This is a genomic window from Streptomyces sp. V4I8 (assembly GCF_041261225.1).
Lineage (GTDB): Bacteria > Actinomycetota > Actinomycetes > Streptomycetales > Streptomycetaceae > Streptomyces.
Genome location: NZ_JBGCCN010000004.1, coordinates 1 through 16645 on the forward strand (window position 1 = coordinate 1; position 16645 = coordinate 16645).

Consider the following 16645-nt stretch of genomic DNA (forward strand, 5'->3'; position numbering starts at 1 on the left):
CGGAGCTTGCAGCGCCGGTCGCCCTCACGGGTGACAACGAGCATGGTCACCCACTCCACGAGCGCATGAGGCAGGTCGAGTGTCGGCAGGATAGATGACCAACGAGGCCCCCGAGCAACGTGGTTGAGACGTCAGACATCTCCATCAACAGCCCAGGGGCCTCGCCCGTTGCGCTTTCCCCGGCCGTCACCTGATCGGTGGCCAACTCGAAGAAGCTCACTGCCACAAGTCCGCAACACGGGCCGCGGTCAGGCGTGGGCAGACACGATCAGGGTGCCGACCTTGCGCTGTCCAGGAGCGCCGGGAGGACCGCGGCCCGCGCCTCTACGAACCCGTGCTCAGTGAGCAGCTGAAACCCACACCGCGGGCTCGTAGTCCCAGCGCTTCACTAGGAGTGGGTCCTCGTTGGCGCCGCGCGGGATGTATGAGGCCTGGCAGCCGTAGCAGCCTTCCACCGGCGGCCGCTGCGAGAACACCAGTCGGCCGCCCGGCCGCAGTCGCTCACGCAGGACGGGCAGGAGCAGGTCCGGGTCGGTGAACCAGACGGCCCCGTACACCGAGTAGGCCGCGTCGAACGGCTCCCCGGCGCCTTGCAGGTAGGCGATCGCCTCCGTGTGGTGCAGCTCCAGCCCCGGCACCTCGCCCCACCGTTGGCCGGCCGCGCGCAGCTGCACATGCGAGACGTCCACGCCGACGGTGTGCGTGCCGAGCGAGGCCAGGTGTGCCGCGTTGCCGCCCTTGCCGCAGCCCAGGTCCAGGACGCGCCCTTCGGCGGGCAGGTCGAGCAACTCGGCGCCGGGGCCGTGGTCTTCGTACTGGGTCCAGTTGAACCAGGTCGTCTCGCCGCGGGAGTTCACCGGTCGGCGCTCGGGCCGCTGCCGTGAGTAGGTGTCCCAGGCGATCGCCGTGTCTGTCACGTGGTCTCCGCTCATAGGGCCAGCCGCCCGGCTGGGGCCGGACGGCTGGAGTGTCTTACAGATGGTGCTGCCGTGTCAGCCGCTCTTGGGGCTGTCGTGGCATCCGGCGTGGCACTGGTTGCAGTCGGCCATGTCCGGCCACAGCTCCTCGTCGACGGTGTACCCGGCGGCCGTGATGGCGGCGAGGGTGCGCTCCCGGGCCGCGGCGGCGCCGCCCTCGGGAGCTTCGTTTTCACCGGTCGGAACGTGGTGGACGAAGTGGCCGACGACCCGCTGGCAGAAGTGGGCGTAGTCGACGGTGTGCAGGATGAACGCGTGCCACCCGATATCAACCATGCGGCTCGGGACGAGCATCCGTCCGGGCTCCGGGCCGGAGGCGGCGACGAACGCGGCCGCCTGGCCGACGATGCGGCGCGCGGTCGCCTCGCCGACGTCCGGGTGGTCGACGGTTATGCGGCGGACGAGCCGGCCAGTCACCTCGGGGTCGACCAGGGCGGCGGGGTCGGTGGTGCCCACGGGACGTTCTAACGCGGTGATCACGTTGTCCTCCTGTTGTGTGGACGAGCGCCCTCGGGATTGAGGGCGTCTGGCCTCCCGCACGGCGGCGGGAGGAGCTTCAGCGGCTGGCGGGGCGGCGGGCCAGCCGGAGGGGCGGGTCGGTTTCCGGCGGGGTGCAGTCCTCGCCCCTGGCGTGGACGATCAGGCGGACGTCGGGCCCGGAACTGCGGGGCATCCAGCGGACTATGCCGTCGGCGGTGTGAACGCCGCAGGCGCAGCAGATACCGGCGTCGCGTTCCTCGCGGTCGTCCCACATCGGGCTCACCGAGACGCTCCCGCGGTACGGCAGCGCGGGCACTCGCACGGGGGAAAGGCCAGGCTCATGACGGGTATGTCCAGCGGTGCGAGGGCCCGCGTGCGCACGGGCGTGCGCTCCAGTGTCACCGGGTTGATCCGGTAGACGCTGACGGTTAGGCCGGGGTGCGCGCTGTCGCTGCCTGTATCGGTCACGGATTCAGATGGCGTCCTGCGACGTGGTGTAGGCGATCGAGGTGTGGGTGTGCGCGGGTGTCTGCCCGGGGCGCACGCCTGATGGGGGTGGCCGCTCCCTGACCAAGGGGTGGGCCACCGTGCAACTCTCCCTGCTAAAACGCCAGTTCAAGCGATGGGAGTGCACGATGGCCCTGTCCCAGGATGACTTACTGCGGTTGCTTCGGTCACTACGCTCGTCCGATGGAATCGAGCTGGTCCGCAGTGTGGCCGAGCGGATGCTGCAGGAACTGATCGAGGCCGAGACCGCCGCGCACATCGGTGCCGAGTGGAACGAGCACACTGCCTCGCGAACGGCGTTCCGCAACGGGCACCGCGACAAGACCCTGACCACGCAGGCCGGCGACCTGGACCTTCAGATCCCCAAGCTCCGCACCGGCAGCTTCTTCCCCAGCCTGCTCGAGCGCAGGCGCCGCATCGACCAGGCACTCTACGCCGTGATCATGGAAGCCTACGTCCACGGAGTCTCCACCCGCTCCGTCGACGACCTGGTCAAGGCCCTGGGCGGGGACAGCGGGATATCCAAGAGCGAGGTCTCCCGGATCTGCGGCGAGCTGGACGAGCCGCTGACCGCCTTTCGCACCCGGCCCCTGGACCACACCCGGTTCCCCTACATCTACCTGGACGCGACGTACTGCAAGGTACGGGTGAACCACCAGATCGTCTCCCAGGCCGTGGTCATCGCCACCGGCATCACCGAGGACGGCGGCCGCGAGGTCCTCGGGACCGCTGTCGGCGACAGCGAGAGCGAGGCATTCTGGTCCGAGTTCCTGCGCTCCTTGCGCGAGCGCGGCCTGTCCGGGGTGCGCCTGGTCATCGCCGACCACACAGCGGCCTGGTCAAGGCGATCCGCAAGGTCATGCTGGGATCCGCCTACCAGCGCTGTCGTGTCCATTTCCTGCGCAACTGCTTCGCACACATCCCCAAGGGGACCGGCGAGATGGTCGCCGCGACCATCCGCACCGTCTTCGCCCAGCCCACCGCCCAAGCGGTCCAAGCCCAGCTGGACACCGTCGCCGACATGCTCGGCGAGCAGTTCCCCAAGGTCAAAGAAATGCTCCTGGACGCGAAGGAAGACCTGACCGCGTTCGCCGTCTTCCCCCTCCAGCACTGGAAAAAGATCCAGTCCACCAACCCCCTGGAACGACTGAACCGGGAGATCAAACGCCGCACCGACGTCGTCCAGGTCTTCCCCAACCCCGCCGCACTCCAGCGCCTGGTCACCGCCATCCTCAGCGAACTACACGACGAGTGGATCGCCTTCCCCCGCCGCTACCTCCCCGAGGGCAGCATGACCGCCATCTACGCCGACGAACACGCCGGGAACACCACCCGCGCGCTCCCCGGCACCCCGAACACCACCGGAGAATGATCGCCTACACCATCACACGGGACGCCATCCGGATTCAAGGTCCTCCCGTTACAGGGAGTTGCGCGGCGTCCTTGCAGACGTCAAACCGGCGACATGCCGGGCGTCATTTCGGTGTCATTCCATGCAGTGGAGGTCTACCGTGATTCGTATGGCCACACCGAACAGCGCACTGCGAGCGGCCCGCATGGGCCTGCTCATGTCCCAGGACGACTTCGCCCGCGCCATCCGCGACGCCGGCAACCGCGCCGGACAGCCCAACGACGCCAACAAGCGGCTCGTCCAGCGCTGGGAGTCCGGCACCACCACGGCCCCGCGCCCGGTCTACGCCCGCGCCCTGGAAGCCGTCACCGGCCTCCCGCTGGAATCCCTCGGCTTCACCATCACTGTGCCCATGGCCCGCGTCACCGAGGACGGCCACGGCGGCCACGACATGGAGGCCCCCGCCCCCGCCGTCACTCCTACGACCCCGACTCCGCAGGGCGAACCCCAAGGCGCGCACCGCAACTACTCCGGGGTGTGGCTGTCGAAGTACGAGTACTTCAGCTCCGGGCGGGACGCCGCCTTCACCGGCCTGCACTACGTCGTGCTCCTCCAGCACGGCAACCGGCTCACCGCCCGCTCCCTGCCGAACGGGTCGTCGAACCCCAACTCGCCGCTGACGATGGACCTGGAGATCGACGGGCACGTCGCCACCGGCACGTGGACCGAGCAGACCGCAACCGACGGCTACTACCGGGGAGCCCGCTATCACGGTGCGGTTCAGCTGCTCGTCGAGCCGACCGGGCGCCGTATGACAGGCAAGTGGGTGGGCTTCGGCAAGGAGTTCGACGTCAACACGGGCCCGTGGGAGCTCGTGTTCCAGGACGCGTCGACGAACCGGGCGACGCTCGCCGCCTACGACCGGCCGCCCGAGGTCTGACCCAGACACCTGCGCGCGGCCGGGATCTTCTGCTGGTCGTGCACGGCAGCCCACGGCTTGAGCCCGTCCCCGCTAGTCCGGTGCGCCTCGTCCACGACCATCAAGTCGAACGCGCCCAGGCCGGCCACGTGCGCCTGCAGCTTCCCGACTGACGCGTACGTCGCGAACACTGAGCTTCTTCGAGTTGGCCACCGATCAGGTGACGGCCGGGGAAGCGCAACGGGCGAGGCCCCTGGGCTGTTGATGGAGATGTCTGACGTCTCAACCACGTTGCTCGGGGGCCTCGTTGGTCATCTATCCTGCCGCACTCGACCTGCCTCATGCGCTCGTGGAGTGGGTGACCATGCTCGTTGTCACCCGTGAGGGCGACCGGCGCTGCAAGCTCCGCCCGTCTCAGCGCGCGATGGTGGCACTGGTGTACCTGCGCGAACACACGACCCTGGCGAAGATCGCTGCCGGGTTCGGGATCAGCGAGTCCCCCGCCCATGCCTACACCAGCGCGGTCATCCGCCTGCTCGCCGAACGGGGGCCGGGTCTGTTGAAGGTCCTGCGCGAGGCCGACCCCGACCTCGTCCTGCTGGACGGCACGCTCGCCGAGTGCGACCGGGTCGGCGACGGACGGGCCGACTACTCTGCCAAGCACCGTCGGCACGGGGTGAACGTGCAGGTGGTCACCGATCCGGGCGGCCGGCTGCTGTGGCTCTCACCCGCCCTGCCGGGCCGAGCGCACGACCTGACCGCTGCCCGCACCCACCGGATCATCCGGATCTGCGAGCGCCAGGGCATTCCCATCCTGGCCGACCTCGCCTACCAGGGCGGCGGCCCCTGGGTTAGCACCGGCATCAAGCGCAGGCCCCTGCAGGAACTGCACGGTCGTCGACGGCGGACACCGGCGGAAGCTGCGCGCGTTCGTGGAAGTCGATCGCAGCACGATGAGCAGCGAGCGCCTGGCCGTGAAACTGATCGAGTACGCGAGGCTCTTCCAGTACGAAGCCCAGCCCGTCGGCCGCCGCCGGCCGGCCTCCACCGGACCTGCGTGGCTGCGCTGGTACCCGGTCTTCCCCCGCGTGCTCTTCGTCCTCACCGGCGCCTCCCGACCCAGACTGGAGAATCGAATCCGCGATCTGCAGGCGATGGCCGCTCAGCATCCACTCGTCGCGGCCCTCGCCCGCGAGGTTCAGCTGGGAGCCGTTGTCCTGGAGGACATCGAGGAGCATGGTCCATCCGGGTCGGTGTGGGTGCCGTTGACGGGAGGCGAGGCTCGCCCGTGGACCCAGTTGTGATCACGTCACCCGCGTCTTGTTCGGCAGTCGCCTGAACTGCGCGTTGGCCCTCATCCGAACTCCTTTGGCATTATCGAACCTGTCGCGCTCGGTGCCGTGTCGGCACCGCCTTGCCGATCCGTCTCAAGGGGTTGACGACAAGAAGTCGGCGCCCCGGACTTTGGTCTGGGGCACCGTTGTAGTAGACTGTCGCGGCTAATTTTTGGGATATAGGTGGCGCAGTTTGATGCGTGCGTCGTGGGTGGTGAACTGCCAGTCCACCTGACGTTGGTCGGTGTTGGTGGCGTTCTGCCAGGCTGAGAGTTCGGTGTTGAGTGTGTTGAGGTCGCCGATCCGGCGGTCGAGGCATTGCCTGCTCAGCGCGGCGAGTTCGGTCTCGGCGATGTTGAGCCATGACCCGTGTTTGGGCGTGTGGTGGATCTCGAGGCGTTGAGTCAGGGCGAATGCCTCTTCTGGTTCGAATGCCTCGTACAGTGAGGCGATGTCGTGGGTGTTGAGGTTGTCCATCACCAGCACCACGGTCTCGGCTGCTGGGTAGTCCACGCTCAGCAGCTGCTTGACCTGGCCGGCCCAGTCGATCCGGGTCCGCTGGGACAGTGCCTGCACGCGACGCCACCCGCGTAAGGGTTCGACCCACACGAAGATGGAGCATGTGCCGCAGCGGATGTACTCGCTGTCCTGGCAGGCGTCGTGGCCAGGTCGGGCCGGGAGCGGGCCGCGGGCATGGTCGAGGAGTTGGTAGGGCTTCTCGTCCATGCACACCACCGGACGTGCCGGGTCATAGGGCCGGGCATAGACGGCCAGCACGTCTTCCATCCGGGCCGCGAACTGCGCGTTCGCTCGTGGTGGGATGGTCCAGCACTTCTTCAGGTGAGGACGCAGTTCCGTTTTTTTAAGATCCTCCCGATGGTGGAGTGGTCCAGATCAGGGATGTCCTCGACCAGCGCGACGTGCTTCTCCAGCAGCCGCAGTGACCACCGTGCATAGCCCTGGGGCGGCTGGGAGCACGCCATCGCGATCAGCCGGGCTTCGACCTCACCGGTCACCGGCGAGGGCACCGGCGGCAGGTCGCGCCTCTTCCGTGCGATTGTGGCGTGAACATCGCCGCCGGTCTCGGTGAAGCGCTTGGCGACCAGCCGCAACGTCTCACCAGAGACGCCAAGCCGGGTCGCGATCATCTCCTTGGAATCCACCTCACCCACCGAGGTGTCCAGTGCGAGCAACACTCGCGCACGCATGATCATCGAGGCTCCACGAACACCCGTCGTGGTCACCCGGACCAACTCCTCGCGGTCCCGCGCAGTCAACCTGACCGGCCACTTCTTCTGCGAACCCATGACAACAGCCCTGTCTGGCAAAGGGGAAGGAATCTGAGGCACCAACCTCCCAACCAGACACACCAGAACTAAGCAGCGACACACCACTAGCGGTGGTTTGTTGACGGCGGGTTCGTCCGGGAGTAGGCCGTGAAGGTGAAGGCGGTAACTACGGTCTGGGGGAGCCCGAGATGACGAAGAGGCTGCCGTGTACGCCCGCTCCAGGTCCGTTGGAAGCGTACGCTGCCCGGTTCGATGACCTCTTCTCCACGCTGGCTCAGCGCCGGGGGTTTCGCGAGTACCTGGCCGGGCTGCTGCTGCCGCGGGACCGGAACAAGACACTCACCTGCCTGGCCGGTACGGAACCCGTGGTCGGTGCCCAGCACGCGGCAGCCCAGCGGCTGCAGTTCTTCCTGTCCGAGTCGACCTGGGACCGGGAAGCGGTCAACGCCCGCCGCCTGGAGCTGTTGCTGGCCGATGCGGCCACTGCCCCGCACCCGGGCGGGGTACTGGTCGTCGACGACTCCGGTGACCGCAAGGACGGTCATGCGACCGCGCACGTGGGCAAGCAGTACCTGGGCTCGGTCGGGAAGATCGACCGCGGTGTGGTCACCGTGACCACGTGCTGGGCGGACGAGCGGGTCTACTACCCGCTGCACGCCGTCCCCTACACCCCCGCCCACCACTTCCCGCGCCGCAAGAGTGATCCCGCATTCCGTACGAAGCTGCAGATCGGGGCCCTCCTGGCCCGTCAGGCCGCAGAAGCAGGGGTGTCCTTCCGGGCGGTAGCAGCCGACTGTGCCTACGGCGACCACGACAGCTTCCGCCGTGAACTGTCCGACGCCCACTTGCCATTCGTGATGGCCCTCAAACGAGGCCACGGCAGCTGGCAGTACAAAGATGCCTTCCGGCCCGTCGATGCCGCCCGCGAGCTGGCCTGGCGGGGTCCCGAGCAGCCCGGTGACTGGCAGCCGGTCACCCGCGCTTTCCGCGACGGCCGCACCACCACCTGGTGGGCCGCCGACGCCCAGCTGGGCTGGGGGGGCCCAACGGCGCGATCCGGCTGGTCGTGGCCACCACCGACCCGGCCACCCTGCCCGAGAACGCCACCTGGTACTTGGCCACCAACCTGCCCCGCCCCGGCTCACCCCGCGAGCAGCACAGCCGGCACCCGGCCGCTGACCTCACCGAAGTCGTGCGGATCTACGGGCTGCGGCACTGGGTCGAACAGAGCTACAAACAGGTCAAGGACGAACTCGGCTGGGCCGACTTCCAGGTCCGCTCCGACACCGCCATCCGCCGCCACCAGACCCTCGTGAACTGTGCGTTCAGCTTCTGCTGGAACACCTGGTTCACCCCCGACCCACCTCCGCCCGCCCTGGCCGGCCCGCCATCCGCTCCCGACGCACTGTCAGGACCGGCAGAGAGGGGGAGAACCCGCGTCCCAGCAGCACCGACCGGCCTGCTGGCCCCAGGCACTACGGGCCGTCCGTGGCTGGCTGACGCCCTGGGCCACGCTGCAACGCTACTGGCGGGCATGGTCACCCAAACCCCCGCCCGCAGCACTCCAGGAGCTGATCAACACCGTCGGCTCCGGCAGACCTCTTGACCTCTACTGCCCGAGCTAACAAACCACCGCTAGGGTCCGTCTTCAAAGATCATCAGATGGTGGATCATGGTGGGGCGGTACGTCGTCATGAACTCACCGATCAGGAGTGGGAGTTACTCGCTCCGCTGATACCGCGGGCCGCCACGGGCCGGCCTCGCGTGGAAGACCGGCAGGTCATCAACGGGATGGTCCACAAGATCCGGACCGGGATCTCCTGACGTGACCTGCCGGAACGCTACGGTCCGTGGCAGACGGTGTACACCCGCTTCCGCCGCTACGCCCTGGACGGCGTGTTCACCCGGGCCCTGCAGCAGATCCAGGCCCGGGCTGACGCGGCCGGCGACATCGACTGGCTGGTGCAGATCGACTCCACCATCGTCCGCGCCCACCAGCACGCTGCCGCTACCGGCCGAAAAGGGGGCAGCAGCGGCAGGACGAACCGGACGATCACGCCCTCGGCCGATCCCGAGGAGGCCTGACCACCAAGATTCACCTCGCCTGCGACGGCAAGGGCCGCCCGCTTGCGATCCTCCTGACGCCAGGCCAACGCCACGACAGCGTCTGCGCAGGCCCTCTTCTGGAACGGATCCGCGTCCCTCGCACCGGCCTCGGCCGGCCACGCTGCAAGCCTGATCAGGTCATCGCGGACAAGGCCTACAGCGCTCGCGGCTTCCGCGCCTACCTGCGCAAGCGCGGAATCGCGCACATCATCCCGGAGAAGATCGACCAGCGACGCCACCGACTGGGCCGAGGCCGCCGCGGCGGCAGGCCCACCAGGATTCGACCGGGAGACCTACCGCCGACGCAACATCATCGAGCGCTGCTTCAGCCAGCTCAAATGCTTCCGCGGCATCGCCACCAGATACGAAAAGACCGCCACCTCCTACGAAGCGGCGGTCACACTCGCGTCGTTCCTGCTCTGGGCAAGATCCGTTTGAAGACGGACCCTAGCTGTGCACGATGCCGTAGGCCTCGGCGACGGCAGTCGCGACACAATCGGCGATCTGGTTACCGACGGCCGGTACGGCCAGCAGTTCTTCCCTGGAGAAGCGGGCGACCTCCTCCCCGGTAAGAGATGCGTCGTATTGGTACAGGGCACGGGCGGCCAGGTGGCCCGCACGGGTATGTCCGAGCAAGTCGAACAGTTTGCCTCCCACACAGCGGGGACAGGTCGCGGCACGTCGCGCCCGTTCCTTGGTGCAGGGCCGGCAGTAATCGGAGGCACGTGGATTGCCCATGGCCGACGCGGTCACCGCCGGGGTCGACCAACCGCACCGCATGGCGAACTGGCGGGCGGTCAAGGCGCTGGAAGCGTGAGGTACCACGATACCCCTCGTACATCCCGCGGTGTCGCACCGCAGGCCGATGACACCGTCCTCCAGGGTGCGCAGCGTTGTCACCTGAGTCAGTCCTCTCACTTCCCCGGTTCTTCCTGCCCGGAGACTGGGCCCAGGAGAAGGCCGGTGCGGGCGCTCTCAGCGGCGTACACGGCGAGGTGCCCGTTCCCGGGCGACAGCGTCGAGACGTGCGCAACGCGACGGCAGGCGCCCAGCACGGCACTGGCTCCCCCCTCGTCCTCTCTGATCCGCCCGGCTCAACTTTGTCCAGGTGTAACTCACCTGGCACCGAGGCGAGTTGGGGCACGCCATGCTGAGAAGACCAGTCTCGTCGGGGACTCTCCAGATTTCTACCGAGTGTCCATTGCCGCTGTCGAGCGCCCCTTTGACCAGTTTCTCCGGCTGACCAGAGGTCAGCTGCAAATCCACTGTCGCCAGCTCACCCACGCGTCCGGTCGAATAGTGCGGGTCATCCTGGACGGCTTCCGCCACGATCAGCGTTTTTCGAGGCATGGCGCGAAACAACGCATCCGTCGCCTCCACCACGCGCCACCCACCGCTTGAGAGATTGAGCAGCTCTCAGCCGTCCCCCGCGCCTGGACCATACCGACGGAAAATCGCCCTCAAGGGTGGCGCCGTCCTCTGTTCGCACGGCCCACTCATCCATGCCCCCAACAGGGACTGTAAATCGTTCGGTGTAACTGGCCCTAACAAAAGCGGGTTGATCATGTGACTGTCGGCTTGATCGCTCGTTGATGAGGGCATGGGGAAGCGTCAGTCACGGCCGTGGATCGTGTCGGACGAACTGTGGTCGCTGATCGAGCGGTTGCTACCCGAGCCAGCGCCAAAACTGGTGGAGGGACGGCCACGCGTGCCGGACCGGCAGGCTTTGTGCGGCATCCTGTTCGTGCTGCATACCGGCATCCAGTGGGAGTACCTGCCCCAGGAGCTGGGCTTCGGCTCGGGCATGACCTGCTGGCGCCGCCTGGCTGCGTGGACGAGGCCGGCGTCTGGGACCAGCTGCACCAGCTGCTGCTGAACAAGCCGCGGTCGAAGAACCAGCTGGGCTGGTCGCGGACGGTGATCGACTCTTCCCACGTCCGGGCCGCGCGCAGGGGCCCAAAAGCGGACTCAGCCCGGTCGACCGCGCACGCCCGGGCAGCAAATACCACGTCCTCACCGACGGGCAGGGCATCCCGCTCGCGGTGTCACTGACAGGCGGCAACCGCAACGACGTCACTCAACTCCTGCCCTTGTTGGACAAGATTCCGGCAGTGGCGGGAGCCGTCGGCCGACCGCGCAAGCGGCCCGACATGCTCTTCGCCGACCGCGGCTACGACCACGACAAGTACCGGCGGCTCCTGCGGCAACGCGGCATCCGGCCCGCGATCGCCGAGCGAGGACAGCCGCACGGCACTGGCCTGGGCACTTTCCGCTGGGTTGTCGAGCGGACAATCTCCTGGCTGCATGGCTGACGCCGCCTGCGGATCCGGTGGGAACGACGAGACGACATCCACGAGGCCTTCCTCGGACTCGCCGTCTGCCTGATCACCCACCGGCATGTCCAGAGGCTTTGTTAGGGCCAGTAACTCCCGATCATGGAAGGTGCATCGATGACCAGTGAGAACGTGGCCGAGCAGGAGAGTGTCGAGTCGTCAGCGGCTGTGTCGGCCAAGGCGCCGGGGCGCGGTCTTCAGGAGCGGGGAGCCGGTGGGTGCGCCGGCCGGGCGCGGTTGTGGCGTTCGTGGAGCTGCTGTTCGTAGAGGCTGGCGGGGTGGACGTGTCTGCCGGGTGACTGGAACTGGCCCGGATTGCGGTCGGGGGGTGGTGGTGCTTGTGCTCCTGTGCAGCCGATCGCCCAGTTGTAGGCGGTCGGTGGCTTCTCCACGTCGTAGGTGCCCACCGAGCAGTTCCACAGCACATTGTTGGCGCCGGCCCACCCCTGTCCGGTGCCCATCGACCGGCGGTCTTCGACGGCGAGGGTGCCGGTGGCGTTCATGCGGACTCGGTCATAGAGCGTGCCCGTCGCCCAGCGTTGGTGCGGTCCCGCGAGAAGCAGGCCTGATCCGGTGTTGACGGCGGTGCAGTTGGTGATCACATTGGGTCCCGGGACGCGGGACATGGTGGCCCAGGGCTGTACGTTGGTGCCCTTTACTCTGCAGTTCCGGATCAGTGTCTGCTGGCCGGAGATGGAGTATGCGGCTGGTGTGCCCTGGACCTTGGACGGAACCGACACGTCCAGGGACTGGGTGTTGAGGATGCTGCTGTGCAGCGCGCCAGGGCCGAAGGAGAATGCCTGGCCGAAGCGAGTCGCCGTGACCGAGCGCACCCACGAGTTCTCAGCGTTGTCCACGCTGACCAGCCTCGAGTCGAAGTAGCCCTCCCTCTGCCATGACGGGTCGGACTCGAATGCTTGCCCGTTGGCGGTGAGGTCTTCCAGGCCGGCTTCACTGATCCGGCCCGGGAACTGGTATTTCCACACCGTGGCGTTGGTGTACTTCCTCTCGAGTGCCTGAGGAAGCCGGACATCCAGGCTGATGGTATTGCCGCTGACGCGTCGGACAGTGCGCTGAAATTGGTGACCGGGGCCAGCTCGCCACTGGACGACGGGCCCGCCGTCCCGGCGTGGCGGAATACGGTCCATCCCGATCTCGTGGATCCATTTGTTCCCGATGGGGCGTTGGACGACGATGCGGTCCCCGGGCGCGAAATACCGTGCGGCGCCGTCCACATGCACCGTGGCGGAGCCCACGGGCACATAGCGGTCCGTGATGCGGTGGGCCACACCGTCTCGGGTGATCTTCCCGCGGCCGCCGATCGTGACCAGGGTATGGGGCTTTCCGGTGCCGGTGAGGACCGTTCCCGCCCCTGACCCGCGCAGGACGACGCCCGACCGGTTCAGGCGCACAGTACCGCCAATCCGGTAGGTCCCCGGCTTCAGCAGCACCGCACCCCCGCCACCAGCCGCGGCGCGCTGCACAGCGGTCTGAATGCGTGCCGTGTCGTCACCGGACCCCGCCGGGCCCACCGTGACAGCGACAGGCAAGCGGGGGACGGCCCGATCCCCGCGGTGATAGCCAACGGAGGAGAAGTCCGGAATGCGGTTTCCATACGCATCCGCACGGTAAACGAGCCGGCCGTCCTTGAAACCGATCCACGCGCTCGGCATACCCGCGCCGCCCGTCCGCGAGGCTCCCGCCTGCCAGGAAGCAGCACCGAGCACGCCCACCGCAAGCAGCACAGCGCCCAACAGCGCATACCCCTGGCGGCTACGCACACCCCGTCTGTGGCCTCTCACGTTCCGCATGGCCTCAGCAGAGCACGCAGTCGAAGACAGCCACTACTCACGCCCCTCACAAAGCACCCGCCAGCCGGACAACCGCGCCTCGCCCGAATGACCAGCCCCCATCACACCCGATCTTCGAGAGTGAGAACACGGGGCCAACGTCACACCGGACAGCAGATGGACGAATGGGGGGGAGGGCGTGGCGGTTCACCGTCTGCCGGTCATTGCCATGCCTCGCGAGAGCGGGAAACCCCTGGCCGCTCGTCCTTCGGTCGGCGCAGGACAAGGGCAGCAGAGGAAGTCAGCGATCCAACCAAGCGCAAAAGTGGTCTTTGACCTGCGTCAACCCTGGACCGGCTGGCAGGCACTCCGTGAGATGCCGCGTGCGGAGGTGTACGCCGGGGAGAATTGTCTTACAGGTTAAGAATGAGGGACGCGGCGGCATCCTTACGAGGAGCACAGGGTCAGGATGAGCTACGCGGCCGATGGGCAGGCTCGACGTCGTTGCGCAGACCTGCACCCGCGGCGGCGGTCACTCCCGCCCGGCGATCGCGAGAGGCCGGCTGCTCTGCGCGCCTCGGCGAACAGATCCCGCCCCAGGCCCGTGCCTCGTCATGATGCGGTCTGAAGCGCTCAGGACTCCTCGGCCCACTTCCAGCGGTGTGCTGCGGTCCGCCATCACCGGGCTGCCCCGGCAAGGGCAGAGCGGTTCCGCTCCACCGCGTAGTGCCCTCCCACGGCCGCGGCCGACTCCGACGAACGTTGAGCGGTGGCTCGAAAGGCCCCGCGTATCGACACGGCCGCCCGTCGCAGCTGCTGGTGTCATGCCTGCAGGCGGACGGTGACACCCACTTCACGACAGCACTACCGGCATCCCCCGCCGAACCCGCCCTTGGAGTACGCCCTGGGCACAGAGCGGCACACCGACGCCCGTACCCACAGCCACAGCCACAGCGACGAGCAGTACCTCATCCGGCACATACAGGATCGGCCACCCCTTCCACGCAGGTCTGCTCGCGCCCAGCTGTTCAGCACACTCACCAGAGTGAGCAACTCGCCACCCGCGGCCGGCAGAACTCGCATCGCCACGCGACCACCCCGGCACTCCCCACCGCCCTACCGCCCCACCAGTAACCGCTCCTGCCACCCACATCCGGCTGGGCCTGACCCTGTTGACCGCCGCGAGGCCTGGCCCTAGCCGACCGACCATCACCACCTCCGGCAGAACGCTGTTCCAACACCTCGGCTTCCACCACTAGGACCAACTCACCGCTGCAGCCGCGGCGTTGGAGATCACCCCGCCATCAACATCCTGCCGGCGACCCGCCTAGCGAACCGCTCAGAAGTCCACTGACCAGAGAAAACACCCCACACGAGAGCGATCAACGACCGACCACCACATCCGCCGGCACACCCCACTGAGAACCCCGCCGACGACCTACCGCTGGCAAAGCCCCATCCCATCGCCACATTCACTCCTGACGATCAACGGCATCGGAGGTCTGCACCACATCAGTAACAACGATTGCCCGCAAGGCGCGATCATCCGACTTTGATGACCTTCCGCTCTCAGATGCACTGATTCAAGGCGACGCGAAGGTGGCTCGAGTATCTTGTGCCGACGTTCTGACGTATTCAGTCCGCTCGGAGAGTCTCAATGCACACAAATTCTTCCGCTCGTCATACTTTCCGCAGCCTCATGCTGGCTATCGCGCTGCTGGCCCCCCTTGGCGCAGGCCTTGCAGCATGCAGTGCCGACTCTGACGATCTATCCGAGAATCACAGCAGCTTAGACCACAAAGCCGGGTCACCTATGGACAGGTCGATCCCGGTGGGGCTGAAGATCCCGGCTGTGAAGGTCGATGCAAGCTCCATGCTGAAACTAGGAGTTGACAAACACGGAAATCTCCAGATGCCATCCGTTGATCAGGCAAAAAGGCCGGGGTGGTACTCCCACAGTGTCACTCCGGGCGAAAATGGCGTTTCGGTGCTCGTTGCTCGCTTTAGGACACCCAGCGGCCCGGCACTTGTTCCGAACGGATCCCTCCTGAAGGTCGCGGACAAAATCCACATCAAGCGATCGGACGGCGAGACGGCCACCTTCATCATCACGGAAGTCGAGCAGCGAGACGTAAAGTCGATCTCCGCCACCTCACTGGATTTGAAATCGAAGCGACCTGCATTACTCCTTATCACTCCAGGATGCGCATGGACCAAGAAGAGCGCCCATCACGAGACGAACAAAGGGGATAAGGAGACCGTACATGAGAGGAAAGGGAATCATTACTGCAACATCGTCTTCTCTGCTGATCTAATGCAGCAAGTTGCCGAAAAATGAACCTTCCTGCTCTCAGCCGGCGGGATGATCAGGTGGACCCCGGCGCGGCGGCGCCGATGGGCGAAGCCGGTGGCGCAGGTATCGAGGTGAGCGGGTCGGCCCTGGCGGGGTGGAAAGGGCGGGTGGGGCGAGGCTTTACGCATATCGCGGTTCCTGCTCACCCAGCCACTGATAGGCAGCACGGCGCCGGGGACGCTGTATGACTTCGTCCAGGAGGGTTATTCACGGGCTTGGTTTCTTGATCAGCAAGACGGCCCTGCTCGGTAGCCTGGCGTTTGCGACGACGTCAGTTTTCCACCGGGGCAGGGCCGTTGAGCTGGAACGTTACGACAGGGCTGGAAGCGGATCAACTGGAGGCCTTGGTGGTCCGGGTCCACACGATGCTGGTGGAGGACCCCGATCCGCCCGTGGTGCCGGGACCGATGTGGGCGCTGGGCCTGTACAAGTCCGTGGTCCTGGTGTTGTTCCTGCTGCGGCAGAACCCCGTCCAGCAAGCGGCGGCGGAACTGTTCCACATCTCCCAGGCCACCGTCTCGCGCCGGTGGACCACGCTGCTCCCGGTGGTGGAGACGGCCCTGGCCGAGCATGTGCCCGACCCCGCCGACGCCTCACACGGCAGGATCGTCCTGGTCGACGGGACCCTGGTCACCACGTGGGACTGGGCGAGCGAGGGCACCACGATGTTCTCCGGCAAGCATCGTGACACAGGCTTCAACCTGCAGGTCGCCGCCACTCTCAGCGGGGACCTGCTCGCCGTCTCCGCGCCGGTACCCGGCAGTCGGCACGACATGTACGCCTGGTGCCAGTCCCACTTTCCCAAAGCCTTCGCCGACCGGGAGAGCATGGGGGATCTGGGCTATGTCGGCTCCGGCATGCTCACCGCCCGCCGCAAGCCACCCGGTCAGGAACGCCCCGTCAAAGACAAAGTGTTCAACCAGAGCATCGGCAAGCTCCGCGCCGCCGTCGAACGAGCGATCGCACATCTGAAGGACTGGAAGGTCCTCGCCACTCGCTATCGCGGCCCTCTCACCCGGTTCCCCCTCGTCGCCAAGACCGTCACCGCCCTCGCCTTCTATAAGAACGGCTGGTGACCCCGTGAATAAGCCTCCAGGACCTTGTTGATCGTGTCCTACGTCATGAAAGACCTCCAGGTACAAGGGGTGTGCGGCCCGCATCTGGCAGTGACTAACCTTCGCTTGCAAACCTGGGTGAATGCGACGG

At 66.8% G+C, this 16645-nt stretch carries 12 protein-coding genes and 5 pseudogenes; 9 read left to right on the top strand and 8 right to left on the bottom strand.

What is annotated here, in order from left to right; translation table 11 throughout:
• The 4 genes and pseudogenes from ABIE67_RS49335 to ABIE67_RS49350 form a co-directional block, all read right to left on the bottom strand.
• Positions 1–102 (bottom strand): annotated as a pseudogene (locus tag ABIE67_RS49335) (IS5/IS1182 family transposase); the annotation flags it as partial.
• Positions 103–338: 236 nt separating this feature from the next.
• Positions 339–917, bottom strand: coding sequence for a class I SAM-dependent methyltransferase (locus ABIE67_RS49340; RefSeq protein ID WP_370271011.1), 579 nt, complete (start codon positions 915–917; stop codon positions 339–341).
• Between the two features lie 75 nt (positions 918–992).
• Entirely contained in the window at positions 993–1457 is a 465-nt protein-coding gene (locus ABIE67_RS49345; RefSeq protein ID WP_370271012.1) for a hypothetical protein, read from the bottom strand.
• A gap of 76 nt (positions 1458–1533) precedes the next feature.
• Positions 1534–1779, bottom strand: a complete 246-nt coding sequence (locus tag ABIE67_RS49350; RefSeq protein WP_370271013.1) for a hypothetical protein — start codon at positions 1777–1779, stop codon at positions 1534–1536.
• A gap of 313 nt (positions 1780–2092) precedes the next feature.
• On the opposite strand from ABIE67_RS49350, the pseudogene ABIE67_RS49355 reads away from it, so the two are divergent.
• The 4 genes and pseudogenes from ABIE67_RS49355 to ABIE67_RS49370 all read left to right on the top strand — a co-directional run bounded on the left by ABIE67_RS49355 (position 2093) and on the right by ABIE67_RS49370 (position 5538).
• Positions 2093–3336: pseudogene (locus ABIE67_RS49355) on the top strand (IS256 family transposase).
• Positions 3337–3484: 148 nt separating this feature from the next.
• Positions 3485–4255 (top strand): XRE family transcriptional regulator, encoded by a 771-nt coding sequence (locus ABIE67_RS49360; RefSeq protein ID WP_370269860.1) that lies wholly within the window; start codon positions 3485–3487, stop codon positions 4253–4255.
• Between the two features lie 286 nt (positions 4256–4541).
• Positions 4542–5127: pseudogene (locus ABIE67_RS49365) on the top strand (transposase family protein); the annotation flags it as partial.
• A gap of 60 nt (positions 5128–5187) precedes the next feature.
• Entirely contained in the window at positions 5188–5538 is a 351-nt protein-coding gene (locus tag ABIE67_RS49370; RefSeq protein ID WP_370270848.1) for a hypothetical protein, read from the top strand.
• A gap of 195 nt (positions 5539–5733) precedes the next feature.
• On the opposite strand, the gene ABIE67_RS49375 is transcribed toward ABIE67_RS49370, so the two are convergent.
• Together ABIE67_RS49375 and ABIE67_RS49380 are read right to left on the bottom strand one after the other, a co-directional pair.
• Positions 5734–6420 (bottom strand): IS630 family transposase, encoded by a 687-nt coding sequence (locus ABIE67_RS49375; protein WP_370269621.1) that lies wholly within the window; start codon positions 6418–6420, stop codon positions 5734–5736.
• Positions 6405–6875 carry a helix-turn-helix domain-containing protein gene (locus tag ABIE67_RS49380; RefSeq protein ID WP_370252171.1) on the bottom strand — a complete coding sequence of 157 codons (471 nt, stop codon included), beginning with the start codon at positions 6873–6875 and terminating at the stop codon, positions 6405–6407. Before ABIE67_RS49380 ends, ABIE67_RS49375 begins: the two co-directional genes overlap by 16 nt.
• Positions 6876–7084: 209 nt before the next feature.
• Between ABIE67_RS49380 and ABIE67_RS49385 the strand changes: the two genes are divergently transcribed.
• Together ABIE67_RS49385 and ABIE67_RS49390 are read left to right on the top strand one after the other, a co-directional pair.
• Positions 7085–8173 carry a transposase gene (locus ABIE67_RS49385; protein WP_370269862.1) on the top strand — a complete coding sequence of 363 codons (1089 nt, stop codon included), beginning with the start codon at positions 7085–7087 and terminating at the stop codon, positions 8171–8173.
• A 346-nt stretch (positions 8174–8519) separates the two neighbouring features.
• Positions 8520–9401, top strand: a pseudogene (locus tag ABIE67_RS49390) (IS5 family transposase).
• Positions 9402–9410: 9 nt separating this feature from the next.
• Here ABIE67_RS49390 and ABIE67_RS49395 read toward each other — a convergent pair.
• Positions 9411–9599 (bottom strand): hypothetical protein, encoded by a 189-nt coding sequence (locus tag ABIE67_RS49395; protein WP_370269864.1) that lies wholly within the window; start codon positions 9597–9599, stop codon positions 9411–9413.
• Positions 9600–10563: 964 nt separating this feature from the next.
• On the opposite strand from ABIE67_RS49395, the pseudogene ABIE67_RS49400 reads away from it, so the two are divergent.
• Positions 10564–11380: pseudogene (locus tag ABIE67_RS49400) on the top strand (IS5 family transposase).
• Positions 11381–11493: 113 nt separating this feature from the next.
• Here the strand turns inward: ABIE67_RS49400 and ABIE67_RS49405 are convergent.
• On the bottom strand, positions 11494–12846 hold the full coding sequence (locus ABIE67_RS49405) for a hypothetical protein (RefSeq protein ID WP_370269868.1): 1353 nt from the start codon (positions 12844–12846) through the stop codon (positions 11494–11496).
• A 2071-nt stretch (positions 12847–14917) separates the two neighbouring features.
• Between ABIE67_RS49405 and ABIE67_RS49410 the strand changes: the two genes are divergently transcribed.
• Positions 14918–15424 (top strand): hypothetical protein, encoded by a 507-nt coding sequence (locus tag ABIE67_RS49410; protein WP_370269872.1) that lies wholly within the window; start codon positions 14918–14920, stop codon positions 15422–15424.
• Between the two features lie 311 nt (positions 15425–15735).
• Positions 15736–16515, top strand: coding sequence for a transposase family protein (locus ABIE67_RS49415; RefSeq protein ID WP_370269876.1), 780 nt, complete (start codon positions 15736–15738; stop codon positions 16513–16515).
• Positions 16516–16645 lie beyond the last annotated feature (130 nt).

Coding starts and splice junctions, on each gene's coding strand:
- ABIE67_RS49360 (WP_370269860.1), top strand. CDS start 3,485: ATGGCCACACCGAACAGCGCACTGCGAGCGGCCCGCATGGGCCTGCTC.
- ABIE67_RS49380 (WP_370252171.1), bottom strand. CDS start 6,875: ATGGGTTCGCAGAAGAAGTGGCCGGTCAGGTTGACTGCGCGGGACCGC.
- ABIE67_RS49370 (WP_370270848.1), top strand. CDS start 5,188: ATGAGCAGCGAGCGCCTGGCCGTGAAACTGATCGAGTACGCGAGGCTC.